This is a genomic window from Streptomyces sp. NPDC041713 (assembly GCF_055591085.1).
Genome location: NZ_JBVIZY010000005.1, coordinates 1 through 25,529 on the forward strand (window position 1 = coordinate 1; position 25,529 = coordinate 25,529).

Consider the following 25,529-nt stretch of genomic DNA (forward strand, 5'->3'; position numbering starts at 1 on the left):
GCTGATGCTGGAGACGGGGTTATCAACATATCTGGCGTTGACTTTTGGCACGCTGTTGAGTTCTCAAGGAACGGACGCTTCCTTTGTACTCACCCGCAGAACATTCTCTGGGGCTTTCCTCCGGGCGCTTCCCTTCGGTATTTCGTGTTTCCAACCCTACCAGATCCGTTTTCCGTTCCGTTTCCGGTTCGGATTTCATTTCCGGTGGCCGTTGGAGGGCCTTTGCCTTTCGGCTGATCCGACTTTATCAGAAGTTTTCCGCCGGACTTACCGGCTTCGGATTCCGATTGATCGGGGGTGGCTTCTCGTATCGATGAAATTCGAGAAGCAGGCAGATGTTAACTGCCGCCGCTGGACGCTGTCCAGCTCTAGGCAACTGTTCGAATCTACCTCCCCGCTCCTGCCGTGTCAACGGCTTTTCCGGGGCGAGAAGGAGACTAGCAGGCCTGGAGGGTCGAACGCACATCACGCTGCGAGCGGCACCGACGCACTGCGTTCGTGCTGGTCGACGTCGCCCGTCTCGCCCGCGCGGGCCGCTCTGCCGCCCAGTACGTAGACGTACGCGAGGAACGTCAGCTCGGCGCCGACTCCGATCGCGATGCGGGCCCAGGTGGGGAGGCCCGAGGGGGTGACGAAGCCTTCGATGGCTCCCGAGACGAACAGGACCAGGGCCAGGCCGATGGCCATGCCCAGGGCTGAGCGGCCTTCTTCCGCCAGGGCCGTGCGGCGGGTGCGGGGGCCCGGGTCGATGACCGTCCAGCCGAGCCGCAGGCCCGTACCGGCGGCTACGAAGACGGCCGTCAGCTCCAGGAGGCCGTGTGGCAGGACGAGTCCCAGGAAGGTGTCGAGGCGGCCGGCCGAGGACATCAGGCCGATGCCGACGCCGAGGTTGAGCATGTTCTGGAAGAGGATCCAGATGACCGGGAAGCAGAGGAATGCACCCAGGACCAGGCACATCGCGGCTGCCTGGGCGTTGTTCGTCCAGACCTGGGCGGCGAAGGAGGCCGCCGGGTGGCTGGAGTAGTACGTCTCGTACTCACCGCCCGGACGTGTCATCTCGCGGAGGACGCCGGGAGCGGCGATCGAGGACTGGACCTCGGGGTGGGTGGCGATCCACCAGCCGATGACGGCGGCCAGGACGGTCGAGAGCAGGGCGGTGGGGATCCACCAGCGGCGGGAACGGTAGACCGCCGCCGGGAAACCGCGGGTCAGGAAGTGGGTCACGTCCCGCCACGAGGCGCGGCGCGTGCCCGTCACGGCGCTCCGCGCGCGGGCCACCAGGTGGGTCAGGCGGCCGGTGAGCTGCGGGTCCGGGGAGCTGGACTGGATCAGGGAGAGGTGGGTGGCGGTGCGCTGGTAAAGGGCGACGAGTTCGTCGGCCTCGGCGCCGGTGAGGTGGCGCCGGCGGCGCAGCAGGGCGTCCAGGCGGTCCCATTCGGCCCGGTGGGCGGAGACGAAGACGTCGAGGTCCATCGGATGGCTGCTCCTCGTACTGCGGCGCGGGATTGTTCAGCTTGGCAGACTGGCCACTCCTACGGCAGTGCGGGGAAGGGCGGCGGGCGTGAGTGAGCTTGTGACGGGTGAGGCGGTGGCGCTGGAGCTGCGCCCCGCGAAGCTGCCGAGCCGGTCGCTCGCCGTGCTGATCGACCTGGCCGTGACGTGGACGGTCTATCTCCTGGTGACCCTCGGGGTCCTCGCCTCGACGGCGTCCCTGGACGACGCCGCCATGGCCGCCGTGGCTGTCGCCGGCTTCGTACTGATCCTGGTCGGCGGGCCCATCGCGGTGGAGACGCTCAGCCATGGGCGGTCGCTCGGGAAGCTCGCGTGCGGGCTGCGGGTGGTGCGGGACGACGGGGGGCCGATCCGGTTCCGGCACGCGTTGGTGCGGGGGGCCGTGGGGGTCGTCGAGATCCTGCTGACCTTCGGGGTCGTCGCGTGCATCGCGTCGCTGGTGTCCGCGCGCGGGCGGCGGCTCGGGGACGTGTTCGCGGGGACGCTGGTCGTACGGGAACGGGTGCCCACGGTGCAGGCCGCCTTTGTGCCGCCGCCTCCGCCCTGGCTGGCGGGGCGGTTCAGCGGGCTGGATCTGTCCGGGGTTCCCGAGGGGCTGTGGCTGGCGATCCGGCAGTACCTGTCGCGGATGGGGCAGCTGGATCCGCAGGTGGGCTGGGCCATGGCCGAACGTCTCGCCGGTGATCTGGTGGAGTGCACCGGGGCGCCCGCGCCGTACGGAGTTCCGCCGGCCGCCTACCTGGCCGCCGTCGTGCACGAGCGCCAGGCTCGGGACGCGCGGCGGGCGTTTGGGGGTGGGGGTGTGATTGCGCCCGCGGGGGCTGGGGGTGCGTTTGCGCCCTCGGGGGCTGGGGGTGCGTTGGGCGGGGACGCCGGTCCTGGGACTTCACGCGGTACGGCTGATTCCGGTGGCTCTGCCCACTTCCCCGTCTCCCACGACTCCCCAGGTACTCCAGCCCCTCCCGCCCCATCCGCCCCTCCCGTCTCCCCCGGCCACTCCGCCCAGCCCGGCGCCGCCGACGGCTCCGGTGGCCAGTCCTCGCCTCCGGCCACCGGGTTCGTACCGCCCGCCTGAGCCCTGTGCGGGGGCCTCACGTGAAGGTCGACGGTGGGGTTTCGAGGTGTTCGAGTTCGATGCCGGGGGCCGCGAGGACCACGTCGCCGGTGAGGTGGACGGTGTGCTGTTCGCCGGTGTCCAGGGCTGTGACCTGGTATTCGTCGACGGTTAGGGGTCCGTTGTCAGTGGCGTGTGCTTCGCTTTTCAGCAGGGTCCAGGACTGGTCGAGGGTGCGGGGGGCCAGGACCGGGTCCGTGAAGGCGACCAGGCGGATCCGGGTCGCGGGGGACGCGGGGGTCAGGCGCAGGAGCCGGGCCGTCGCGATGAGGAAGGCGGGGGATGTGCCGGTGAAGGCGTGGGCGGGGGCGTTGTCTTCGGTGGCGTGTGCGCCGGTGGGGTCGGTGCGGACCCAGGTGACGCCGTTGAGGGCGGCTGCGCGCACCTGCCAGTCGCCCGCGCGGAGTTCGAGGCGGATGGGGCGGCCGCGGTCGTCGAGAGCGAGGTCGACGAAGCCGGCTGGGGTGCCTGGGGGGGGTCCTGAGGGGGTGGTCCGTTGGGAGACGTAGCGCCAGCCGGAGGGGCCGGGGGCGCAGTGGAAGTGTTCTTCGCCGAGGGGGGTGTGGTCGTGCGGATCGTGGAGCGAATATCGGCCGCGGGGCATGGGCTCTGTTCCTGGTCCTCGGGTCGGTGGCCGTCTCACGGGGGCCGGGTGGCCGTCTCACCGGAGATGGGTGGCCGTCTCACAGGGGCAGGCCCCCGCCACGGGGGCGAGGGCCTGCTGAAGTGACGCTGAACCGGCGACCGGTCGGCCGACGGCCGCGGTCTCAGTAGCGGTAGTGGTCGGGCTTGTACGGGCCCTCGACCTCGACGCCGATGTAGGCGGCCTGCTCCGGGCGGAGCGTGGTCAGCTTCACGCCGAGCGAGTCGAGGTGGAGGCGGGCGACCTTCTCGTCCAGGTGCTTGGGCAGCACGTACACGTCGGTCGGGTACTCCTCCTGCTTCGTGAACAGCTCGATCTGGGCCAGCGTCTGATCCGCGAAGGAGTTGGACATCACGAACGAGGGGTGGCCCGTCGCGTTGCCCAGGTTCAGCAGGCGGCCCTCCGACAGGACGATGAGGACCTTGCCGTCGGGGTAGGTCCAGGTGTGCACCTGGGGCTTGACCTCGTCCTTGACGATGCCCGGCGTCGCCGCCAGACCCGCCATGTCGATCTCGTTGTCGAAGTGACCGATGTTGCCCACGATCGCCTGGTGCTTCATCTTGGCCATGTCCGCGGCCATGATGATGTCCTTGTTGCCCGTCGTGGTGACGAAGATGTCCGCCTTGTCCACGACCTCGTCGAGCGTCGTGACCTGATAGCCGTCCATCGCCGCCTGCAGCGCGCAGATCGGGTCGACCTCGGTGACGATCACCCGGGCGCCCTGGCCGCGCAGGGACTCGGCGCAGCCCTTGCCCACGTCGCCGTAGCCGCAGACGACGGCGGTCTTGCCGCCGATGAGGACGTCGGTGGCGCGGTTGATGCCGTCGATCAGCGAGTGGCGGCAGCCGTACTTGTTGTCGAACTTCGACTTCGTCACGGCGTCGTTCACGTTGATCGCCGGGAAGAGGAGGGTGCCGTCCCGGTGCATCTCGTAGAGACGGTGGACGCCGGTGGTGGTTTCCTCGGTCACGCCGCGGATCTCCGAGGCCAGCTGGGTCCACTTCTGCGAACCCTCGGTGATCGTGCGGTTCAGCAGCTGCAGGATGACGCGGTGCTCGTCGTTCTCGGCGGTGTCCACCGAGGGGACCTTGCCGGCCTTCTCGTACTCCACGCCCTTGTGCACGAGGAGGGTGGCGTCACCGCCGTCGTCCAGGATCATGTTCGGGCCGCCGGTGGGGGTGTTCGGCCAGGTCAGCGCCTGCTCCGTGCACCACCAGTACTCCTCGAGCGTCTCGCCCTTCCAGGCGAAGACGGGGATGCCCTGCGGGTCCTCCGGCGTGCCGTTCGGGCCGACCGCGATGGCGGCGGCTGCGTGGTCCTGGGTGGAGAAGATGTTGCAGGAGACCCAGCGGACCTCCGCGCCCAGCGCGACCAGGGTCTCGATCAGCACGGCGGTCTGCACCGTCATGTGCAGCGAGCCCATGATGCGGGCGCCGGCGAGCGGCTGAGTGGCGGCGAATTCCCTGCGGATCGCCATCAGGCCGGGCATCTCGTGCTCGGCGAGGGTGATCTCCTTGCGGCCGAAGGTGGCCAGGGAGAGATCGGCGACCTTGAAGTCCTGGCCGTTGATGAGAGTCATGAGTGAGCTGCTCCTCGTGAGTGGAGTCGAGGGTGGACATGGCTGACCTGCGGCGTCGGGCACATGGGTGCACGGACGCGCGCAGCGCAGTCCGTCGGAGGCCCTCTCTCCCTCGGACAGCCCGTGCGGGAACTGCCCGACCGCCATCAGCAGCGACGTCTGGCTCATCCCCAAGCTACACCGATCGGCCCAGTCCGCCCCAGCCCGCCTCCGGGCACCGCATGTCCGGCGGATAGGTCATCAGACCCGGACGTTATGGGACCTTTGCGAGTTTGATCCTGGGCTTATGTGTTGCAGGATGCCTTGAGATCGGGAACATATGCGCGATCTTGTGCGGCAAAGGTGTTAGGAGATCTACGTGACCAGTCCGGCCGATCCCCCCATAGGCGGGGCCAGCAGCGGGCAGCGGAGGCTGAAGCTGCTCGCCGTGACCGCCTGTCCGACCGGTATCGCTCACACGTACATGGCGGCGGAGAAGCTCTCGCAGGCGGCGGAGAGCCTCGGCGTCGACATGAAGGTGGAGACACAGGGTTCCATCGGGGCCGAGAACGTCCTCTCTGACAACGATGTCAGAGAGGCGGACGGCATCATCATCGCAGCCGACAAGGATGTGGACCGCAGCCGGTTCGCCGGCAAGCGCGTGCTGTCCGTCGGGGTGTCCGAGGGCATCAGCCATCCGGAGCGGCTGATCGAGCAGGTGCAGAGCGCGCCCGTGCACGACGGGGGCGGGGCCGGTGGCGGTGCCGGGCAGCCGTCCGGTGGCGGTGCGGGCGGGGGCGGTGGCGGCGGCCGGGAGCGGAGCGTCGCGTACAAGGCGCTGATGAACGGCGTCTCGTACATGATTCCGTTCGTGGTCGTCGGCGGGCTGCTGATCGCCGTCTCGCTGTCGCTCGGCGGGCACACCGACCCCAAGGGCGGGCTCGTCATTCCGGACGACTCGTTCTGGATGCACGTGAACCAGATCGGCACCATCGGGTTCACGCTGATGGTGCCGATCCTGTCGGGTTACATCGCCTACGCGATCGGGGACCGGCCCGCGCTGGTGCCGGGCATGATCGGCGGGTGGATCGCCAACACCGGTGAGCTGTACGACTCCAAGGCGGGCGCGGGCTTCATCGGGGCCATCGTCACCGGCTTCCTGGCCGGATATCTGGTGCTGTGGATCAAGAAGGTCAAGGTCCCCAAGTTCGTCCAGCCGATCATGCCGATCATCGTGATCCCCATCATCGCGACCACGGCGCTCGGGCTGTTCTTCATCTACGTCATCGGCAAGCCCATCTCGTGGGTCTTCGAGCATCTGACGAGCTGGCTCAGCGGGATGACCGGGACCAGCGCGATCCTGCTCGGCGCGATCCTCGGCCTGATGATCGCGTTCGACATGGGCGGTCCGGTCAACAAGACGGCGTTCCTCTTCGGCACCGGGCTCATCGCGACCGGCAACCAGACCGTCATGGGCATGTGCGCCGCCGCCATTCCGGTCATGCCGCTGGGGCAGGGTCTCGCGACGCTGATCCGTAAGCGGCTCTACAACGAGCAGGAACGGGAGACCGGCCTCGCGGCGTTGTTCATGGGCTTCTTCGGGATCTCCGAAGGTGCGATTCCGTTCGCGGCGGCGCGGCCCGCGCAGGTCATTCCCGCCAACATGCTGGGCGGCGCGGTCGCCGGTGCCATCGCGGGCATGGCGGGCGTCAAGGACGCGGTGCCGCACGGTGGGCCCATCGTGGCGGTGCTGAGCGCCGTCGGCGGCGTACCCATGTTCTTCCTGGCGATTGCCGTCGGCTCGGTCGTCACGGCACTCACGACCGTGACGCTGGTCGACCTCAGCGAGCGCAAGCGGCGCGGGGCTCCGCTCGTGGACGCTCCGGGCGGGCCCGAGCCTGTGCTGGCCGGGGTCGGGGCCGGGTCCGGGGCGAGCGCGGGTTCCGCCACGGCGGGCGGTCTTCGCAAGGCGCCGGAAGCGGCGGCTCCCGTACCGGCGGCGGCTCCCGAGCCGAAGCCGAAGCCCGAGCCCGAGCCCGGCACCGAGGCCGAGCCCGAGACCGAGCCCGCCGGTGAGGTCCTCTCCGGTTACCTCACCGAGCGGACCGTCCAGGTCCGGCTCGCCGCGTCCGACAAGGAGGCCGCGATCCGCGAGATGGCCGCGCTGCTCGCCTCCACCGGCAAGGTCAACGACGTGGAGGAGCTGGTGCGGACCGCGCTGCGGCGCGAGGAGCAGGGCACCACCGGGCTCGGCGAGGAGATCGCCATCCCGCACGCCAAGACCGACGCCGTGGACTCGCCGCTCGTCGGGTTCGCCCGGTCGCCCGAGGGCGTCGAGTGGGGTTCGCTCGACGGTACGAAGGCCAAGCTGATCTTCATGATCTCGGTGCCGGAGGCCGCCGCGGGCGACGAGCATCTGCGGATTCTCGCGCTGCTCTCCCGGAAGCTGATGGACCCCGGCTTCCGCGAGCGCCTGGAGACGGCGCCGGACGACGCCGCGATCCTCGACGTGCTGCGCGAGGTGCGGTAGCCGCTCAGCGGTAGCCGGTCAGCAGCCGCCGACCATCGGTGGCCGCCCAGCAGCGGCCGGCCATCGGATACGCGTACGTGGAGGGGCCCCGCACCACACCGGTGCGGGGCCCCTCCACGTACGTACGAAAAGGGCTCAGTGGCCGCCCGGTGCCTTCGCCGGGTTGGTGCCCGCGGCCGCCGCCGTCTCGCTGAAGATGTCCGGCTCCAGGTAGATGACGCGGGCGATCGGGACGGCGGTGCGGATGCGCTCCTCGGCGGCGTTGATCGCCGCGGCGACCTCGGCGGCGGTCTCGTCGTGCCGGACGGCGATCTTCGCGGCGACCAGCAGCTCCTCGGGGCCGAGGTGGAGCGTGCGCATGTGGATGACCTTGGTGACGGTGTCGCCGTCGACCACGGCCTTCTCGATCTTGGCGACCTCCGCGGTGCCCGCGGCCTCGCCGAGCAGCAGCGACTTGGTCTCGGCCGCCAGGATGATCGCGATCAGGATGAGCAGGACACCGATGCAGAGGGTGCCGATGCCGTCCCAGACGCCGTCGCCGGTGGCCAGCGCGAGGCCGACGCCGCCGAGCGCGAGGACGAGGCCGACCAGCGCGCCGAAGTCCTCCAGGAGGACGACCGGCAGCTCGGGGGCCTTGGCGCGGCGGACGAACTGCGCCCAGCTCAGGCTGCCGCGCGTCTCGTTGGACTCCTTGATGGCGGTACGGAAGGAGAAGCCCTCCGCGATGATCGCGAACACCAGGACTCCGACGGGCCAGTACCAGTGCTCCAGCTCGTGCGGGTGCTTGATCTTCTCGTAGCCCTCGTAGATCGCGAACATGCCGCCGACCGTGAAGAGGACGATCGAGACGAGGAAGGCGTAGATGTAGCGCTCGCGGCCGTAGCCGAAGGGGTGTTGCGGGGTCGCCTCGCGCTGGGCCTTCTTGCCGCCGAGGAGCAGCAGTCCCTGGTTGCCGGAGTCGGCGAGGGAGTGGACGCTCTCGGCGAGCATCGACGAGGAACCGCTGAAGATGAACGCGACGAACTTCGCCACCGCGATCGCGAGGTTCGCGCCGAGTGCCGCGACAATCGCCTTTGTTCCGCCTGACGCGCTCATGAGTGCCCGGGGTCCCTTCGCCTTCGTACGTTCTCGGCCGTCGCGGACGGGCCGTGTTTTGCCCGCCCTTTGCGGTGGGTCATTGTTGCAGCACGCGGGGGCGGCGGGGCGTCAGGCCACCACGGTGGCGCGGAATACCGTGCCCGTTCCGGACACTTCGGCCTTTTCGCCCGCGGGGACAAAGGCGGACTCACCGGGCTTCAGGGGCAGTTCGCCCGCGCGGACCGAACCTGCGGTGCAGAGCAGGATCTGCGGGGTCGGGGCGGTGAGGTCGTGTGCGGCGCCACCCTCGGGCAGGACGAGGCGGGAGAGGCGGAACTCGTCGATCGGGGTCGCGTAGACCTCCTCGCCGTCGACGGAGGCCTCGGGGCGCAGGACGCCGGGATCGGTCGCCTCGAAGCGGACGATGCGCAGGAGTTCGGGTACGTCGACGTGCTTCGGCGTCAGGCCGCAGCGCAGCACGTTGTCGGAGTTGGCCATGATCTCGACGCCGAGGCCGTGGAGGTAGGCGTGCGGGACGCCGGCGCCGAGGAACAGGGCCTCGCCGGGCTGCAGTTGGACGTGGTTGAGGAGCATCGCCGCGATGACGCCCGGGTCGCCCGGGTAGTGGTGGGCGATGTCCGCGTACGGCTCGTGGACGCCGCCGAGGCGCCGGGCGGCGGCCGTGACCTCGGTGACCGTCTCGGCCATCTGCTCGGGGTCGGCGCTGAGCACGGCGGTCAGGACCTCGCGCAGGGCTGCCTCTTCGGGCTGGGCGTGCAGCAGGTCGACGTACGGCTTGAGGGAGTCGACGTCGAGGGCCTCCAGGAGGTCCGCGGTCTCGGCGGGGTCCCGGAAGCCGCACAGGCCGGCGAACGGCGTGAGGGCGCAGATCAGTTCGGGCTTGTGGTTGGCGTCCTTGTAGTTGCGGTGCGGGGCGTCGATCGGGACGCCGCGGCGCTCCTCGTCCTCGTACCCCTCCTTCGCCTGGGCGAGGTCGGGGTGGACCTGGAGGGAGAGGGGGGCGCCCGCGGCGAGGAGCTTGAGCAGGAAGGGCAGCCGGGGGCCGAACCTGGCGACGGCCGCCGGGCCGAGTTCGCGCTCCGGGTCCGCGTCGACGACCTCGTTCAGCGCGCCGCGTTCGGTGCGCGAGGGTGCGCCGGGGTGGGCGCCCATCCACATCTCGGCCTGCGGTTCACCGGTCGGCTCGGCGCCGACGAGCTCCGCGATGGCGGTGGTGGAACCCCAGGCGTAGGGGCGGATGGTGTTGCTGAGGCGGTCCACGGAGGGGTGCTCCCTTACGTACGCGAATGCTGAACTGCTGCCGGTGCGGCCGGGGTCATGATGGGTCGCCCGCGGCGAGCGCCAGGTAAACGGCGGCGAAATCGGTGACGGCGATCAGCTCCGCGAGCGCTTCGAGGGCGTCGTCGCTCTCCGGTTCGAGCTCGCTGATCGCGACGTCGTGGCCGTGCGCGAGCTCGCGGGCGGCGGGTGCCGCGGTGAGGCCGCCGGCGTCGGCCGGGGAGTCGCGGAGCAGCACCACGCGCGCGCGGAGGGCCGCCGGGTCCTCGACCCGGTCGCGGAAGAAGTCGTCGGTGGCGTCGCCGCCCGCGGGGTTGCCGGCGAGGAGGGCGCCGTGTGCGGGCAGCGCCTCGGGCAGTTCGGCGGCGAGCGCGGCGTGGCCGGCCAGCTCGGCGAGGGTGGCGGCGAAGCGGCGGCCCGCGCAGGCGGCGGCGGGGCCCTCGGTCCAGATCAGCGGGAGGGCGTCGGCCAGCTCGGCGGCGAGGGTCTTGGCGGGGTTGCTGTAGGTCGCGATGGCCGGACCGCAGCGTTCCGCGACGTGGTCGAGCCGGTCGGCGACCTTCTGCAGGGCGTCGACGGGGGCGGTGATCAGCCCGGTGCGGTCGAGCAGCACGAGGAGCGGGACGAGCAGGGCCCACAGGGTGCCGGGGGCGCCGGGCGCGGACTCGTCCTCGACGCGGCGTGCCTCGTACGTGGCCACGTCGCGGTCGGCGTCGTCACGCGCCCCTTCGTACGCGCCGTAGGGCGAGCAGGCCATGGGGACGGTGAGGCCGTGGCTGCCGTCCACGCTCTCGGCGAGCGGGGTGCGCGCGGGGGTTACCGCGACGACGGTGCAGCCGCGGCGGTAGGCCTGCTCGGCGAGGAGCGAGAGGCCCGGCTCGGTGCCGTCCGGGGTGGCGATGAGCAGCAGGTCGACGGGGCCCACCCAGCCGGGCAGTGCCCAGCGCAGGGCGCCCGCGGCGGGGGCGACGCCGGTCGGGGCGAGGCGGATGACGGGGCAGCCGGTGCCGGCGAGGCCGTCGAGCAGGTCGGCGACGCAGACGGCTGCGGTGCCCGGTCCCGCGATCAGGACGGCCCTGGGGCGTCCGTCGGGCTTGAGTTCCGTGAGCCCGGCCTCCGCGGCGTGCCGGACGGCGGTACGGACGCGGGCGCCCGCCTCCGCCGCGCCGCGCAGCAGTCCGCGGCGGTCGGCGCGGGCCAGTGCCTCCGGAGCGTCCAGCAGCGACTCGTCGAGCATGGGATCGGCCTTTCGATTCGCCGTGCGCGGTTTCCTGCGGGGTGCCGGTCCGGGCCGTTACGCGGGGCGGCGGGCCTCGTCGACCAGGAGGACGGGGATGCCGTCGCGGACCGGGTAGGCGAGGCCGCACTCCTTGGCGTCCGCCGTGCAGATCAGCTCGGTGTCCGTCTCCTTGAGGGGGGCGTGACAGGCCGGGCAGGCGAGGATCTCCAGGAGGCCGGCTTCGAGCGGCATGGGGTGGGTCCCTTCGAGCTGATGTGATGGCGTGGTGGTGCTGGCCCGCGCGCGGTGTCCGCGCCGGTGCCGCTCAGGATGCGGCCTGGTCAGCCTACCTCCGTGCGGGGCGGGGCGCGGGGGTGCGGAGGGGCCTGTTGACGGGCCCCTCCGCGGTGTTCGCGGGGTCGGTCCGGGAGGACCGGCGGGATCGGTCCGGGAGGACCGGTGGGGTCAGCCGCGGATGATCGCCAGGGCCTCGTCGCGCGCCTTGGCCATGGTCGCCTCGTCGCGGGCCTCCACGTTGAGGCGCAGGAGGGGCTCCGTGTTGGACGCGCGGACGTTGAACCACCAGTCGGCGGCGGTCACGGTGAGGCCGTCCAGCTCGTCCAGGGTGACGCCGTCCCGGCTGCCGTACGTCTCCTTGATGGCGGCGAGGCGGGCGGTCTGGTCGTCGACGGTGGAGTTGATCTCGCCGGATCCCGCGTAGCGGTCGTACTGGGCGACGAGACCGGAGAGCGTGCCCTGCTGGCCTCCCAGGGCGGCCAGGACGTGCAGCGCGGCGAGCATGCCCGTGTCCGCGTTCCAGAAGTCCTTGAAGTAGTAGTGCGCGGAGTGCTCGCCGCCGAAGATCGCGCCGGTCCGCGCCATCTCGGCCTTGATGAAGGAGTGGCCCACGCGGGTGCGCACCGGCGTGCCGCCGTTCTCCTTCACGACCTCCGGGACCGACCAGGAGGTGATGAGGTTGTGGATGACCGTGCCCTTGCCGCCGTGCCTGGCCAGCTCGCGGGAGGCGACCAGGGCGGTGATGGCGGACGGCGAGACCGGATCGCCGTTCTCGTCGACCACGAAGCAGCGGTCCGCGTCGCCGTCGAAGGCGACGCCGAGGTCGGCGCCCTCCTCGCGCACCCGCTGCTGCAGGTCGACGATGTTGGCCGGGTCCAGCGGGTTGGCCTCGTGGTTGGGGAAGGTGCCGTCCAGCTCGAAGTACATCGGCACGAGGTCGAGGGGCAGGCCCTCGAAGACGGTGGGGACGGTGTGGCCGCCCATGCCGTTGCCCGCGTCCACGACGACCTTCAGCGGGCGGATCGCGGTGAGGTCGACGAGGCCGCGCAGGTGGGCGGCGTAGTCGGTGAGGGTGTCGCGCCGCGTGAGGGTGCCGGTGGTCGCCGCGGGCTCGGGGGCGCCGGTGCGCAGCCAGCCCTCGACGAGGGCGCGGATCTCGGCGAGGCCGGTGTCCTGGCCGACGGGGGCGGCGCCCGCGCGGCACATCTTGATGCCGTTGTACTGGGCGGGGTTGTGCGACGCCGTGAACATCGCGCCCGGCAGGTCCAGCGCGCCCGAGGCGTAGTACAGCTGGTCCGTCGAGCAGAGTCCGATCTCCGTGACGTCGACGCCGCGCGCGGCCGCACCGCGCGCGAAGGCCCGGGACAGGCCCGGCGACGAGGGGCGCATGTCGTGCCCGACGACGATCGCGTCCGCGGACGTGATCTGTGCGAAGGCCGCCCCGAACAGCTCGGCGAGCGACTCGTCCCACTGGTCCGGGACCACTCCGCGGACGTCGTACGCCTTGACGATCTGGGACAGATCAGCAGTCACGGCCAACCCTCTCTGCAGGTTCTGCGAGTTCAGCGAGTCCATCGAGCACATCGAGTACATCGAGTACATCGAGTACATCGAGTACATCGAGTACATCGAGTACATCGAGCGCATCGAGTACGGAGTGCTCTCCGCGGTCACCCCAAAACTACCCGCTGGCACCGACACCGAGCCGTGGGTGGCCGATCACCGCCCCGGCGGCGCCGCGTACCCACTCCCCCGGCGACACCCCGCGCCCGGTCTCACGGCAGCATCCAGCCGAGCACCGCCGTGCTCTGCCCCACCACGATCAGGCACATCACGAGGAGCAGCCCGAGGCTCCAGGGCAGCACCTTGCGCAGCAGGTCGCCCTCCTTGCCCGCGAGTCCGACGGCGGCGCACGCGATGGTCAGGTTCTGCGGCGAGATCATCTTGCCGAGGACGCCGCCCGAGCTGTTGGCGGCCGCGAGGAGCTCCGGGGAGAGCCCCGACTGCTGGGCCGCCGTCACCTGGAGGGCGCCGAAGAGGGCGTTGGACGAGGTGTCGGAGCCGGACACCGCGACGCCGAACCAGCCCAGCACCGGCGACAAGAAGGCGAGCCCGGCGCCGGCGGCCGCTACGTAGTGCCCGATCGTGGCGGCCTGTCCGGAGAGGTTCATGACGTACGCGAGCGCCAGGACGGAGGTCACGGTGAGGATGGCGTGGCGCAGTTCGTGGACCGTGGCGGCCCATTCCCGTACCGCCACGCGCGCGTGCACCCCGATGACCGCCGCGGTGGCCACGCCGGCGAGCAGCACGAGCGTGCCGCCGGTGGAGACGAGCGGCAGCGCGAAGACGTTGCCGCCGACCGGCTTCCCCGAGGGGTCGCCGACGTTCAGGAAGGGCCAGTCGAAGGTGCGGGTCGCGCGGGCCAGGAAGTCCTTGACGGCGGGGATCTGGGCGACCGAGAAGATGGCGACGATCAGGGCGTACGGGGCGTAGGCGCGCACCACTTCGGGGCGCGGGTCGTCGTGGTCGAGGTCCTCGCTGCGGGCGCTGGTGAGGACGGCGGCGCGGACGGGCTCGGCGGCCGGCCTGCGCGCGTGCGGCACCGCGAGGAGCGCGCCGGCGCCCGCGAGGGCCGCGCCGATGTCGGCGAGCTGCGCGAAGACGTAGTTGGAGGCCGCGAACTGCGCGGCGGCGAAGGCGAGCCCGCAGGCGAGGGCGGGCACCCAGGTCTCGCGCAGGCCGCGCCGCCCGTCCACGAGCGCCACCAGGAGCAGCGGCACGACCAGGGCAAGCAGCGGCGTCTGGCGGCCGACCACCGAGGCGACGGTGTCCAGCGGAAGGTCCGTCACCTGAGCGAGCGTCACCACGGGGGTGGCCATGGCCCCGAAGGCGACGGGCGCGGTGTTGGCGACGAGGGAGACGACCGCGGCGCGCACCGGGTCGAAGCCGAGGGCGACGAGCATGACCGCGCTGATCGCGACGGGCGCCCCGAAGCCGGCGAGCGCCTCCAGGAGCGCGCCGAAGCAGAAGGCCACGACGAGGGCCTGGATGCGGGGGTCGTCGGAGAGCCGTCCGAAGGAGCGGCGCAGGATGTCGAAGTGCCGGGTGCGGACCGTCATGCGGTACACCCACAGGGCGTTGACGACGATCCACAGGATGGGGAAGACGCCGAAGAGCGCGCCCTGTGCGGCGCTGGAGGCGGTCTGGCCGAGCGGCATGCCGTAGGCGAGCCAGGCGACGAGGACGGCGACGGCGAGGCCGATGAGCCCCGCGCGGTGCGCCTTCATGCGGACGGCGCCGAGCAGGACGAGGACGGTCAGGAGGGGCAGGGTCGCGACGAGTGCGGACAGGCCGAGCGAGTCGGCCACGGGCTCCAGTTGCTGCACGAACACGGGCGCCTCCCGGGCGATGGGGTGGCGAAATCGTCATGTCCGCAACAAACGGACGTCAATGCTCCGGACGGAGAAGATCCGGTGAGATCCGGCGAGATCCGTTGGGACCCGGTGAGGGGGCCAGGGCGGGGTGCCCCGAGGGGACGCGTCAGGAGTCCGGCGAGCGCAGCACCCGCAGATGGCCGCGGCGCGCGACCTCCATCGGGTCCGCCGCACGCGCACCGCCGCCGCCGCCGCCGGCCTCGGCCGTGCGCTCCTGCGGGCGGGCCGCCTCGCGCACCGCGTTGGCGAGCGCTTCGAGGTCGTCGCCGGAGGGGCGGGCCGGACCCGACGCGTCGGCGAGCCGGACGACGTCCCAGCCGCGGGGCGCGGTGAGCCGCTCGGAGTGCTCGGCGCACAGGTCGTAGCAGTGGGGTTCGGCGTAGGTGGCGAGGGGGCCGAGGACCGCGGTCGAGTCGGCGTAGACGTACGTCAGCGTCGCGACGGCGGGACGGCCGCAAGCGGTGCGCGAACAGCGACGTACAGGGCTCACGACGTTGGACGGTACCGCACTCTTGAGCGGGCCGCGACGACTCTCCATGAGGTCACTCCACCGTGTCGTGTCCTGGCGCGCGTGCCGCGGTGTGCCGCGGAGACCTCGCTGACCTGCGTGGACACCAGTGGCCCCAAGGGCACACGGTATTGAATCCGGTCACCACATGGCGCGGATCACGTCATTTGGCGCGGGCCCGACGGTCCCGGAGAGATACGGAATCGAGTCCAAGCTCGGCCGGAACGGTCAGGAAGCGACATGTCGCGCACCGCGCGGAAAGGGCGATCTCGGGGACTACGCTGCGTCAGTGATGGACGACCCCGTACAGCCCGCGCCCGCCGACCCGAGGCCCCGCCGCCGCGACCGCCACGGCCGGGGCATGCGTGGCCCCGTGGCGCCGCCGCAGGTCCCGCTCTCCGCGAGCCGCGGCGAGGCCTTCACGGACCTCGTGCAGGACTCGGTGGAGCGCCTGGAGCGGCGCTGGCCCCAGCTCACGGAGATCGAGTTCCTGGTCCTCGAGGTGCCGCCCCCGGCGCGCCCCGACGCGGAGTGGCAGGACGATGTGGTGCCGCTGGGCGGCACGATCACGGCGGCCGAGGGGCGGCCCGCCCGCGTCGTCATCTACCGGCGCCCGGTGGAGATCCGCACCAAGGGGCGCGAGGAGCGCGCGGCGCTGGTGCACGAGGTGGTCGTCGAACAGGTCGCCGAGCTGCTCGGCCTCTCCCCGGAGTCGGTCGACCCGCGCTACGGGGACGAGGAGTAGCCCGCCCGTACCCCGGGCGTCTGCCCGTCCCACCCCGCCCGGGAAGCCTCCGTGCGGCCCTCCTTCTGCCGAGCGGCCCTACTTCCGCCGCGCGGCCCTACTTCTGCAGAACCGACAGGTCCCGCTCGGCCGTCGGCACCGCGACCGTCCCCCGGTCGTCCGGCAGCGTCTGGACGGTGAACATCGGGATGCCCTCGTCGGTCCGCGACAGCATCCGCGACGCGTGGACCGCGCCTCCGGAGACCGGCTCGACGGTGAGGGCGTAGGCGCCCTTGAGGCCGCTCGGCACCGGCGGGTGGTCGATCTCCAGGGTCGTGCCGCCCTTGACCGTGTACGTCTTCGAGGCCGGCGTGCCGCCCTCCGTACCGGCCGACGCCGTGACCTTCACCTGCGCCGACTTGCCCGGCGCGACCAACGACAGGACCGAGCCCTTGGCGCGGTTGTCGGCGACCGTCGCGCGGGTGCCGACCGCCTCCGTCGCCGGGATGAACGCCGTTTCCTGCTTGCTGCCCTTGCCCCGGGTGACCCGCAGCGCCGCCACCACGGGCACCGCCTTGTCGGCCGGCGTCAGGAGCAGCGAGCCGGCCTCGCCCTTGGTGACGTCGTCGAGGTCGACGGCGGCCGTCATGCCGGACTTGACCTGGAGGCTCTCGTGCCCGGCCGGGGTGATCGTGCCGGTCGGCGAGGCCAGCTGGACCTTGAGGTCGGCGTCCTCGGCGCCGGGGGCGTAGGCCACCAGGCGCACCGACGTGGCGTCCTTGGGGATGCCGGGCAGCACCAGGCTGTCGTCGGGGTCGGCGGAGGCGGGCAGCCAGTCGCCGCCCAGCTTGTCGTCGGAGGACTGCACGGCGGCCGCGACCCGTCCGCTGCGCGCGGTCACGTGCATCGTCAGGTTCGTGTACTGCTTGTCGGCGAGCGTGGAGAGCAGCACCGGGACGCTGGAGTGCGGCTGCACCTGGATCGAGTCGCCCACCTGGGAGGTGACCTCGCCGTCGGGGCCGAAGAGCTCCACGTCGACGACGGCGGCGGAGTCGTCCGGGTTGGTCAGGTGGATGTAGTCGCTGCGGCCCTTGGCGGTGCTCGCGCCCGGGAACCAGAAGTCGGTGTCCGGCGCGGTGCAGTTGGTGCCCTGCATGCCGCGGCCGCTGCCCGCGGCGTACGTGGTGGTCTGCTGCACGGTCCAGCCGGGGGCCAGCGCGCCGTCGGCCGTGCCGATCAGGGCGGGCGCCTCCGCGCCGGACTCCTCGCCCGCGACCGGCTCGCCCGGCGCCTTCTGGGTGAGGAACGGCTTGGTCTTCTTGCCGTCGTCCTTGGGCGCGTCCGTCAACGCCTTGGTCACGGGCACCAGTTCCGCGGTGCCCTTGGCCGCGCCGCCGCTCCCCTTCGGGGTGTACGCGGTGTACGAGGTCTCGGCGAGGTCGGAGCCGCTGGGCACCGGGCAGAGCAGGCTGGTGCGTTCGACGGGCTGGTGCGCCGCGCTCTTCGCGGCGTCGTCGCCGGTGCCGCCCCGGCCGCCGAACGCGGCGAATCCGGTGACGGCGCCGAGCGCGACGGCCACGGCGATCAGGGACTGGGTGGGGCGGTTCACTGCTGGCTCCCGTCGGGGCGCTCACTGTCGGTGCCGTGCGGCCGTTCCGGGGGCAGAGGCGGCACCGGGGGCCGCTGCTCGTCGTACGAGGAGTCGTACGGCTGCCCGTACTGCTGGTCGGCGCCGTACTGGTCGGCCCCGTACTGGTCGCCGCCGTACGCCTCGTTCCCGTACGCCTCGTTGGCGTACTGTCCGCCGCCGTACTGCTCGGTGCCGTAGACACCGCCCGCACCGCCGTAGGACGCGTACGGGTCGTACTGGCCGTCCTGGGGGGTGTCCTGCTGGTACCCCTGCTGCTCGTACGTCCCGTCCTGGTGGGTGCCGCTCTGGTAGGAGCCGTCCTGGTAGCCCTGCCCGGCGCCGTACGCGGCCTGTTCGGCGCCCGCGTGGGCGGGGGTCTGCCACGCGTCGTGCGAGGCCGCCTGCTGGTGCGGCACCGCGGCCAGTGCCTCCTCCGAAGGAGGAGGCGGTACGTCCTGGCCCGCCTCCTGGGCGGCCTGCTCGCTCTGCGCGCGCAGCCTGCGCGCCCTGCGGCCCTCGCCCTCGACCGCCTGGGCCGGCACGACGGGCTCCTCGGGGAGGTCGTCGTCGACGTCGCGGCGGCGCCCCGGCAGGGCGAGCACCACGAGGACGACGCCGAGCGCGCCCTGCGCCCACAGCCAGGCCGTGTGCGTCAGCGGGGTGTCGAACGTGACGTCCAGGTGGCCGCCCGCGGCGGGCAGTTCGAAGCCCTGTGCCCAGCCGTCCACGGTGGTGCGGGGCAGCGGGTGGCCGTCGAGGGTCGCCGTCCAGCCCGGGTCGGCCGAGTCGGCGAGCCGCAGGACACGGCCCGCGTCACCGGAGTCGATCTTCGTGTGCAGCTCGACGGGTCCGGCCGCGACGGGCTCCGGGTCGCCGCTCTTCGGCACGACGGCGGCGCGCGAGACCTGCCGGTCCACCCGCCACAGGGCGCTCCCGTCCTCCTGGCTGAGCCGGGTCAGGCCGGGTGTCGCGTCCAGGGTGCGGCCCATCTGGCGGGGCGCCCCGTCCCGTACGAGGACGTAGCGCACCGCGAAGCCGCCGAGCTGGTCGGCCTGGTCGGCGCCGGATCCCGCGACGAGGTGGGCGACGATCCTGTCGAGCCGGTCGTCGTCGGCGGCCGCCGCGGCGAGTTCGGCGTCGCCGAGCCGGCCGCCGGAGCCCCGTACGAGCGTGTAGGCGACCTTCGCGGCCGTGTCGCTGTCGAGGACGAGCGTGCGGGCCTGGTCCTCCGTGCCGCTCTCCTCGGCGACGAACGCGGGCACCTGCACCGGGTCCCGCCGCTCCAGGGGACCGTCGGCGCCGCCGATCATCCATCCGGCGGCGACGAACAGCGGCCCCGCGGCCGCGGCGAAGGCGATGAGCGCGGCCACCGGCTGCCGCCAGCCGAAGCTCTGCTCGGCGACCCGCGCGCGGGCACCGTCCGCGCCGAGCGCGGCGGCGGCCAGGAGCGCGATGCCGTAGGCGAGGGTGGCCGGTCCTGCCCACGTCGAGCCGTTCGACAGGACGGCGAAGACCAGCGACACCAGGGCGGCCGCCCAGGCGGTGTGGACCGCGCGGCGGCGCTCGGTGCGCAGCAGGGCGCCGAGCGCGGCGAGGACGATGCCGACGAGCAGCAGTCCGCGCACGGTGCCGGGGCCGCCGGGGCTCGCGCCGAGCAGGTCGAGGGCGCCGGCCGAGTCGGCGCCGAACTCCAGGCCCGCCTCCCGGAAGAAGCCGAAGGGCAGCAGCGTCAGGGACCAGGGTGCGAGGACGAGCAGCGGGGTGCCGAGCGCGGCGAGGAAGCGCAGGCCGTAGGCGGTGATGTCGCCGCGGCGCAGCACGAGGAGGGCGAGGCCGAGCACCAGGGCGATCGGCCAGACGATGGGCGTGAAGGCCGTGGCGAGGGTCAGCAGCAGCGCGTACGCCCACGTGGCGCGCCAGGTGCCGCGGGTGCCCCGCGCGGTGGCCAGGCCGCTCGCCGCGATGCCCGCGCGCGCGATGAGCGGCAGCAGGACGGCGAGGACGGCGGTGCCGATGCGGCCGCCCGCGAGCGCGCCGGTGGCGGCGGGCAGGAAGGCGTACGCGATCGACGCCCACGCGCGCAGCAGGCGCGAGGTGACCAGCGGGCGGGAGGCGAAGTACGCGGCGAAGCCGGCCAGCGGCACGGAGCCGACGAGCAGCACGGTGACGGCGAGCCCGGTGGAGCCGAGGAACAGGGTGGACAGTCCCGCGACGAGCGCGACGTAGGGCGGCGCGCCCTGGGTGCCGCCGGTGCCGACGGGGTGCCAGCCGTCCAGGTAGCGCGCCCACAGCTCCGCGGAGTCGGCGGGGGCGGGCAGCAGCGCGCCGCCCGCGAGCGCTCCGGTGCCGAGCAGTTGGCGGCAGGCGATGAGCGAGGCGAACAGGAGCACCACGAAGAGCATCGGTCCCGGTTTGCGGGCGATGCGCTTGAGGCGGGCGAACTGTTCGATCTGCAGGAAGTCGGCGTCGTCGCCGCCGGGTCCGGACTCGACGGCTCCGTGCCGCCCGGCGCCCGCGGGGGCTTCGGCGTCGGCGCGGCCCATGAGGCCGCCCGCGGCCTGTTCGACGGTGGCGCGCACGGTGGCGCCGGGCGGGGGGAAGAGCTGGCGCAGCTCACCCGCGTCCAGGGCGGACCGGCCGCGGGTCTTGCGGGCGGCCAGGACGCGTCCTGGCCGCAACAGCGTGGTGAGGAGGCCGGCGATCTCGTCGACGGCCTGTCCGGGCGCCTTGCCGACGAGGTACGCGACGGTGCGCAGCAGGGTGCCGACGACGATCCGGAAGAGGACCCACGGCAGCACGGCCGAGCGGGCGTTGACGAGCAGGGTGTAGGTGGCGCCCGCCTTGTCCACGCGGTGCGGGGAGGTCGCCGTGCGGCCGACGCAGTCGACGGTGCGGCGCTCGCGCGAGGAGGCCTCGGCGTGCCGCACGACGGCTTCGGGGGCGACGAGGACGCGGTGGCCCGCGGTGTGCGCGCGCCAGCACAGGTCGACGTCGTCGCGCATCAGCGGCAGCCTGCGGTCGAATCCGCCGAGCTCTTCGTAGACGTCGCGGCGGATGAGCATGCCGGCGGTGGAGACGGAGAGCACCGGGCGGACGTGGTCGTGCTGGCCCTGGTCCTGCTCGCGGCGGTCGAGGCCGGTCCAGCGGCGGCCGCTGTTGGCGATGGTGACGCCGACCTCCAGGAGCTGCCTGCGGTCGTACCAGCCGCGGAGCTTGGGGCCGACGACGGCGACGTCCTTGCCGAGCTCGTGTTCGTTCTCCACGACGCGCAGCAGTTCGGTGAGGGCGTCGGGGTCGGGCGCGCAGTCGTCGTGCAGCAGCCAGAGCCACTGGACGGGCTCGCCGTGCGGCAGCTCGGGCAGGTCGTACGCGTCGTCGCGCCAGCTGCGGCTCACCGGGTCCCAGCCGCTGGGGCGTTTGAGGTACGGCAGCTCTTCGGGGGTGAGCACCTCGGCGGTGCGGACGGCCTCGTCGACGGCGGTGCCGAAGCCGGAGCGGCGGGCGAGGTGCAGCACGCGGTCGGCGCCGAGGGCCTCGGTGACCAGGCGGGCGGAGTCGTCCGCGCTGCCGGTGTCCGCGGCCACCGCGTTCTGCACGGGGCGCTCCTGGCCGAGGAGCCCGGCCAGGGCGTCGGGCAGCCAGCGGGCGCCGTCGTGGGAGACGAGCACGGCGGTCACGACGTGCCGCGGGAACTCGGGTGCGGCAGCGTCGTGGTGACGGGCTGCCGAATGGCTGTGCACGGACATCGAGGTACGGGCCCCGGTTCGATGGACTGTGGTGGACGCCTGCGCCTGCGGGGGCGCCGGGGCGTCTCGGACGGGGCCCCACACTAACGGCTGGCATGAGGACGGCCCGCCGCCTGTGGATAACCCACGGGTGACGGGCCGTTCGTCGCGCATCGGTTGAGGGAGTTGAGGGAGGTGTGTGCCGAATTGATCGGGCGGCACGTCCCGTCGGGGCCGGGTTCCTTCACGTGCTTCCTTCGTCCTGCCTGCGCGTACCGCCTTCTCGTACGCGGGCGAGAGCGCTCGGCGCTCAGACCGCGGCCTTCTTCAGCCGGCGTCGTTCGCGCTCCGACAGGCCGCCCCAGATGCCGAATCTCTCGTCGTTGGCGAGTGCGTACTCGAGGCATTCCGAACGGACCTCGCAGGCGAGGCAGACCTTCTTGGCCTCGCGCGTGGAGCCGCCCTTCTCGGGGAAGAAGGACTCGGGGTCGGTCTGGGCGCACAGTGCGCGCTCCTGCCAGCCGAGTTCCTCGTCCGCGTCCTCGACCAGCAGTTCCTGAACCAGCTCGGTCATGTGCGCCCCTCGTCTGTCTGTGCGTCCCCGTGGTGCTGCCGCTACCGATTTCGGCTGAACGACACGAGTGAAATTACAAGTGCGCCGATCCGGGCCAGTCAAGCCGAGATCTGCTATTGGGCCCCTTATTCACTCTGCGGAACCAAGGGTATGCGGAAAGTGTTCAAATCGGCATAAACCATGACACCGTCGACGGCCCGTCCGACGCTCAGCCGAACGTTCCCACTCAGCGGACCCCGCGAGGGCTCACTGGGGAGGACGTCGATGTTTGAGAGCCGGTTGCTGCGCCATGTGTCCCCGGAGTCGGGTGCACAAACCTTTCGCCTGACAGAACAACCGGATGAGGTGAACCATGTTCCACATACCGGACATCGAGTTGACACCGAAGGTGTGAGCCGGTCTTCTGGTGGGCATGCTCGCGAACATGGCTCTTTCGATGACCCGCACCAGCGGGTCCATCGGTGCTGCCCACGCGCGTTGTCGCTGTTCCTGCTCCAGCTGTTGAGCCACTCCAGCTGTTGAGCCGCTTTCCCCGCTCCACCCCGTGACGGGCTTTCCACGGTCCCGGTGCCGGTCTCCGCGACCGTTCCCGGCCGCACCGCCCTCCGCGCGCCCCACCCTTCTTCGCGCCACCCCAGCACCCATACGTTGAGGAACCACCGCACGATGAACAGCGACAGCGACCTCCAGATCGCCGGCGACCTCCTCGAGGTCCCGCACCTCCTGCAGCCCGTCCGCGAGCACCCCGCCACCGTGGCCGGGTTCGCCGGTCTCGCCCGCGCCATCGCCGCCGACCGCTCCCAGTGGGAACACCTCGTCGAATACGACGCCACCAGCCGCTGGTACCACCGGCTGCGCACAGTTCCCCAAGCTCTCGGCTCCGCTCGAGCAGGGGAGGCCCCTATCGGCTACGAGGTGTGGCTGCTCTCCTGGGTGCCCGGACAGGGCAGCGGATCGCACGACCACGGGCGCTCGTCCGGCATCCTCACCTTGCTGCGGGGCGAGTTGACCGAGCACACCGAGCGGGGCTCACGGGCGCTCGGCGCGGGCGCGCAGCGCGTCTTCGCGCCCGGGTACGTCCACGAGGTCGTCAACGACTCGCTCGAACCCGCCGTCAGCCTGCACGTCTACTACCCCGGCCTGACCGAGATGCCGATGCACGCCGCCCGGTGCGCCGCCGCGCTCGCCCCCGACACCACCGAGGATCTCGTGACCGCCTGACGCACTGTCGTACCCGCCTGACATGCTGGGGGCCATGCGCATTGTGGTTCTGGCCGGCGGCATCGGCGGCGCCCGTTTCCTCCGCGGGCTCAAGAAGGCCGCGCCCGACGCGGACATCACGGTCATCGGCAACACCGGTGACGACATTCACCTGTTCGGGCTGAAGGTCTGCCCCGACCTCGACACCGTGATGTACACGCTGGGCGGCGGCATCAACGAGGAACAGGGCTGGGGGCGTACGGACGAGACGTTCAAGGTCAAGGAAGAGCTCGCGGCGTACGGCGTCGGCCCCGAGTGGTTCGGGCTCGGCGACCGGGACTTCGCCACGCACATCGTGCGGACGCAGATGCTGGGCGCGGGCTATCCCCTCAGCGCCGTCACGCAGGCGCTGTGCGAGCGGTGGCAGCCCGGCGTGCGGCTCATCCCGATGTCCGACGACCGCGTCGAGACGCACGTCGCGGTCACGGTCGACGGCGAACAGAAGGCCGTGCACTTCCAGGAGTACTGGGTGCGGCTGCGCGCCTCCGTGGACGCGCACGCCGTGGTGCCGGTCGGCGCCGAGCAGGCCAAGCCCGCGCCCGGCGTCCTGGAGGCCATCGCCGAGGCCGACATCGTGCTCTTCCCGCCGTCCAACCCGGTGGTGAGCGTCGGCACGATCCTCGCCGTGCCGGGCATCCGCGAGGCCATCGCCGACGCGGGCGTGCCGGTCGTCGGCCTCTCCCCCATCGTCGGCGACTCCCCCGTACGGGGCATGGCCGACAAGGTGCTCGCCGCCGTGGGCGTGGAGACCAGCGCGGCGGCCGTCGCCGAGCACTACGGCAGCGGGCTGCTCGACGGCTGGCTCGTCGACACGGTCGACGCGGGCGTCGTGGAGCGGGTGGAGAGCGCCGGGATCCGGTGCCGGGCGGTGCCGCTGATGATGACCGACGCCGACGCCACCGCCGAGATGGCCCGTCAGGCCCTCGCCCTCGCCGCGGAGGTACGCGCGTGACCTCGCCGTCCTACCGCGTGTGGGCCGTGCCGGGACTCCCGGAGGTACGGGAGGGCGACGACCTCGCCAAGCTGATCGCGGCCGCCGAGCCGGGGCTCGCCGACGGTGACGTGGTCCTCGTCACCTCCAAGATCGTCAGCAAGGCGGAGGGACGGATCGTCGAGGCGGCCGACCGTGAGGCGGCCATCGACGAGGAGACCGTACGGGTGGTGGCGCGCCGCGGCACGCTGCGCATCGTCGAGAACCGACAGGGTCTCGTGATGGCGGCGGCCGGGGTCGACGCGTCCAACACGCCCGCCGGCACCGTGCTGTTGCTGCCGTCCGACCCCGACGCGTCGGCGCGTGCGGTGCGGGAGGGGTTGCGGGACGCGCTCGGGGTTGACGTCGGCGTCATCGTGACCGACACGTTCGGGCGGCCCTGGCGGGCCGGGCTCACCGACGTCGCCATCGGGGCGGCCGGGGTGCGGGTCCTCGACGACCTGCGGGGCGGGACCGACGCGTACGGCAATCCGCTGAGCGCGACCGTCGTCGCGACCGCGGACGAACTCGCCGCGGCGGGCGACCTCGTGAAGGGCAAGGCCGCGGGGCTGCCGGTGGCGGTGGTCCGCGGGCTGCCGCACGCGGTGGCCGCCGCTCGCGACGAGCCGGACGAGGGGGCCCGTCCGCTGGTGCGCGGTGCGCGCGACGACATGTTCCGGCTCGGTACGTCCGAGGCGGTACGGGAGGCGGTGACGCTGCGGCGTACGGTCCGTGAGTTCACGGACGAGGAGGTCGACGGGGGCGCCGTGCGGCGGGCGGTCGCGGCGGCGGTCACCGCGCCGGCGCCGCACCACACGACGCCGTGGCGGTTCGTGCTCCTGGAGTCCGCCGAGGCGCGGGTGGAGCTGCTCGACGCCATGCGGGACGCGTGGATCGCGGATCTGCGGCGGGACGGCAGGTCGCAGGAGGCCATCGCCAAGCGGGTGCGGCGCGGGGACGTGCTGCGCAGGGCGCCGTATCTGGTGGTGCCGTGCCTGGTGATGGACGGCTCCCACACGTACGGGGACGCGCGGCGGGACGGGGCGGAGCGGGAGATGTTCGTGGTCGCGGCGGGGGCGGGGGTGCAGAATTTCCTGGTCGCGTTGGCTGGGGAGCGGTTGGGCTCCGCGTGGGTTTCGTCGACGATGTTCTGTCGGGATGTGGTGCGGGAGGTTTTGGGACTGCCGGGGGGTTGGGACCCCATGGGGGCGGTTGCGGTCGGCCATCCGGCGGGGGAGCCTGCGGCTCGGGCTGGGCGGGGTGTGGGGGGCTTTGTGGTCGTCCGCTGAGGGTCCCCTGCGGTGGGCTGGGGCGGTCTTTTGCGCAGTTCCCCGCGTCCCTGGGGTGGGCCCTGGGGCGGTTGTCTGGTGCGGGTAGGGGTCGCTTTTTTGCGCAGTTCCCCGCGCCCCTGAGATGTCCCCCTGGTCCGTTGTCTGCTGCGGGCCGGGGGTCGTT

General features: G+C 72.2%; 19 protein-coding genes. 6 read left to right on the top strand and 13 right to left on the bottom strand.

Going from position 1 to position 25,529, the window contains the following annotated elements:
- Window positions 1–465: 465 nt before the first annotated feature.
- A complete protein-coding gene (locus tag ACZ6CV_RS16500; RefSeq protein WP_469251497.1) occupies window positions 466–1,473 on the bottom strand; it encodes a stage II sporulation protein M in 1,008 nt (335 codons plus the stop codon).
- Window positions 1,474–1,561: 88 nt separating this feature from the next.
- Here ACZ6CV_RS16500 and ACZ6CV_RS16505 point away from each other — a divergent pair, with 88 nt between their 5' ends.
- A complete protein-coding gene (locus ACZ6CV_RS16505) occupies window positions 1,562–2,587 on the top strand; it encodes an RDD family protein (RefSeq protein WP_469251498.1) in 1,026 nt (341 codons plus the stop codon).
- Window positions 2,588–2,603: 16 nt separating this feature from the next.
- Here ACZ6CV_RS16505 and ACZ6CV_RS16510 read toward each other — a convergent pair whose 3' ends face one another.
- Window positions 2,604–3,230 carry a hypothetical protein gene (locus ACZ6CV_RS16510; RefSeq protein WP_469251499.1) on the bottom strand — a complete coding sequence of 209 codons (627 nt, stop codon included), beginning with the start codon at window positions 3,228–3,230 and terminating at the stop codon, window positions 2,604–2,606.
- A gap of 163 nt (window positions 3,231–3,393) precedes the next feature.
- Window positions 3,394–4,848, bottom strand: a complete 1,455-nt coding sequence (gene ahcY, locus ACZ6CV_RS16515) for an adenosylhomocysteinase (RefSeq protein ID WP_362377173.1) — start codon at window positions 4,846–4,848, stop codon at window positions 3,394–3,396.
- Between the two features lie 358 nt (window positions 4,849–5,206).
- On the opposite strand from ahcY, the gene ACZ6CV_RS16520 reads away from it, so the two are divergent.
- Window positions 5,207–7,357: a fructose-specific PTS transporter subunit EIIC gene (locus ACZ6CV_RS16520; RefSeq protein WP_469251500.1), complete on the top strand. Its 2,151-nt coding sequence runs from the start codon at window positions 5,207–5,209 to the stop codon at window positions 7,355–7,357.
- Between the two features lie 135 nt (window positions 7,358–7,492).
- Here ACZ6CV_RS16520 and ACZ6CV_RS16525 read toward each other — a convergent pair whose 3' ends face one another.
- The 7 genes from ACZ6CV_RS16525 to ACZ6CV_RS16555 form a co-directional block, all read right to left on the bottom strand.
- Entirely contained in the window at window positions 7,493–8,452 is a 960-nt protein-coding gene (locus ACZ6CV_RS16525; RefSeq protein ID WP_362377175.1) for a cation diffusion facilitator family transporter, read from the bottom strand.
- A 111-nt stretch (window positions 8,453–8,563) separates the two neighbouring features.
- Window positions 8,564–9,715, bottom strand: coding sequence for a mannose-6-phosphate isomerase, class I (manA, locus tag ACZ6CV_RS16530; RefSeq protein ID WP_469251501.1), 1,152 nt, complete (start codon window positions 9,713–9,715; stop codon window positions 8,564–8,566).
- 55 nt (window positions 9,716–9,770) lie between these two features.
- Window positions 9,771–10,970 (bottom strand): SIS domain-containing protein, encoded by a 1,200-nt coding sequence (locus ACZ6CV_RS16535; RefSeq protein ID WP_469251502.1) that lies wholly within the window; start codon window positions 10,968–10,970, stop codon window positions 9,771–9,773.
- Window positions 10,971–11,027: 57 nt separating this feature from the next.
- Window positions 11,028–11,204, bottom strand: coding sequence for a Trm112 family protein (locus tag ACZ6CV_RS16540; RefSeq protein WP_098242904.1), 177 nt, complete (start codon window positions 11,202–11,204; stop codon window positions 11,028–11,030).
- A gap of 213 nt (window positions 11,205–11,417) precedes the next feature.
- On the bottom strand, window positions 11,418–12,782 hold the full coding sequence (locus ACZ6CV_RS16545) for a phosphomannomutase/phosphoglucomutase (protein ID WP_469251999.1): 1,365 nt from the start codon (window positions 12,780–12,782) through the stop codon (window positions 11,418–11,420).
- A 242-nt stretch (window positions 12,783–13,024) separates the two neighbouring features.
- Window positions 13,025–14,641 (bottom strand): L-lactate permease, encoded by a 1,617-nt coding sequence (locus ACZ6CV_RS16550; protein WP_469251503.1) that lies wholly within the window; start codon window positions 14,639–14,641, stop codon window positions 13,025–13,027.
- A 148-nt stretch (window positions 14,642–14,789) separates the two neighbouring features.
- On the bottom strand, window positions 14,790–15,221 hold the full coding sequence (locus ACZ6CV_RS16555) for a DUF3499 domain-containing protein (RefSeq protein ID WP_469251504.1): 432 nt from the start codon (window positions 15,219–15,221) through the stop codon (window positions 14,790–14,792).
- Window positions 15,222–15,483: 262 nt separating this feature from the next.
- On the opposite strand from ACZ6CV_RS16555, the gene ACZ6CV_RS16560 reads away from it, so the two are divergent.
- Entirely contained in the window at window positions 15,484–15,936 is a 453-nt protein-coding gene (locus ACZ6CV_RS16560) for a metallopeptidase family protein (RefSeq protein ID WP_362377183.1), read from the top strand.
- A gap of 97 nt (window positions 15,937–16,033) precedes the next feature.
- Here ACZ6CV_RS16560 and ACZ6CV_RS16565 read toward each other — a convergent pair whose 3' ends face one another.
- The 3 genes from ACZ6CV_RS16565 to ACZ6CV_RS16575 form a co-directional block, all read right to left on the bottom strand.
- On the bottom strand, window positions 16,034–17,524 hold the full coding sequence (locus tag ACZ6CV_RS16565; RefSeq protein WP_469251505.1) for a DUF5719 family protein: 1,491 nt from the start codon (window positions 17,522–17,524) through the stop codon (window positions 16,034–16,036).
- Window positions 17,521–21,291, bottom strand: coding sequence for a glycosyltransferase (locus tag ACZ6CV_RS16570; protein ID WP_469251506.1), 3,771 nt, complete (start codon window positions 21,289–21,291; stop codon window positions 17,521–17,523). Before ACZ6CV_RS16570 ends, ACZ6CV_RS16565 begins: the two co-directional genes overlap by 4 nt.
- Window positions 21,292–21,580: 289 nt before the next feature.
- A complete protein-coding gene (locus ACZ6CV_RS16575; RefSeq protein WP_016642094.1) occupies window positions 21,581–21,844 on the bottom strand; it encodes a WhiB family transcriptional regulator in 264 nt (87 codons plus the stop codon).
- Window positions 21,845–22,510: 666 nt separating this feature from the next.
- Between ACZ6CV_RS16575 and ACZ6CV_RS16580 the strand changes: the two genes are divergently transcribed.
- The 3 genes from ACZ6CV_RS16580 to ACZ6CV_RS16590 are packed head-to-tail and all read left to right on the top strand — an operon-like array spanning window position 22,511 to window position 25,363.
- Window positions 22,511–23,065: a cysteine dioxygenase gene (locus ACZ6CV_RS16580; RefSeq protein ID WP_469251507.1), complete on the top strand. Its 555-nt coding sequence runs from the start codon at window positions 22,511–22,513 to the stop codon at window positions 23,063–23,065.
- 34 nt (window positions 23,066–23,099) lie between these two features.
- Window positions 23,100–24,056: a 2-phospho-L-lactate transferase gene (gene cofD / locus ACZ6CV_RS16585; protein ID WP_362377188.1), complete on the top strand. Its 957-nt coding sequence runs from the start codon at window positions 23,100–23,102 to the stop codon at window positions 24,054–24,056.
- Entirely contained in the window at window positions 24,053–25,363 is a 1,311-nt protein-coding gene (locus ACZ6CV_RS16590) for a coenzyme F420-0:L-glutamate ligase (RefSeq protein ID WP_469251508.1), read from the top strand. The genes cofD and ACZ6CV_RS16590 overlap by 4 nt, the downstream gene beginning before the upstream one ends.
- Window positions 25,364–25,529: the final 166 nt, after the last annotated feature.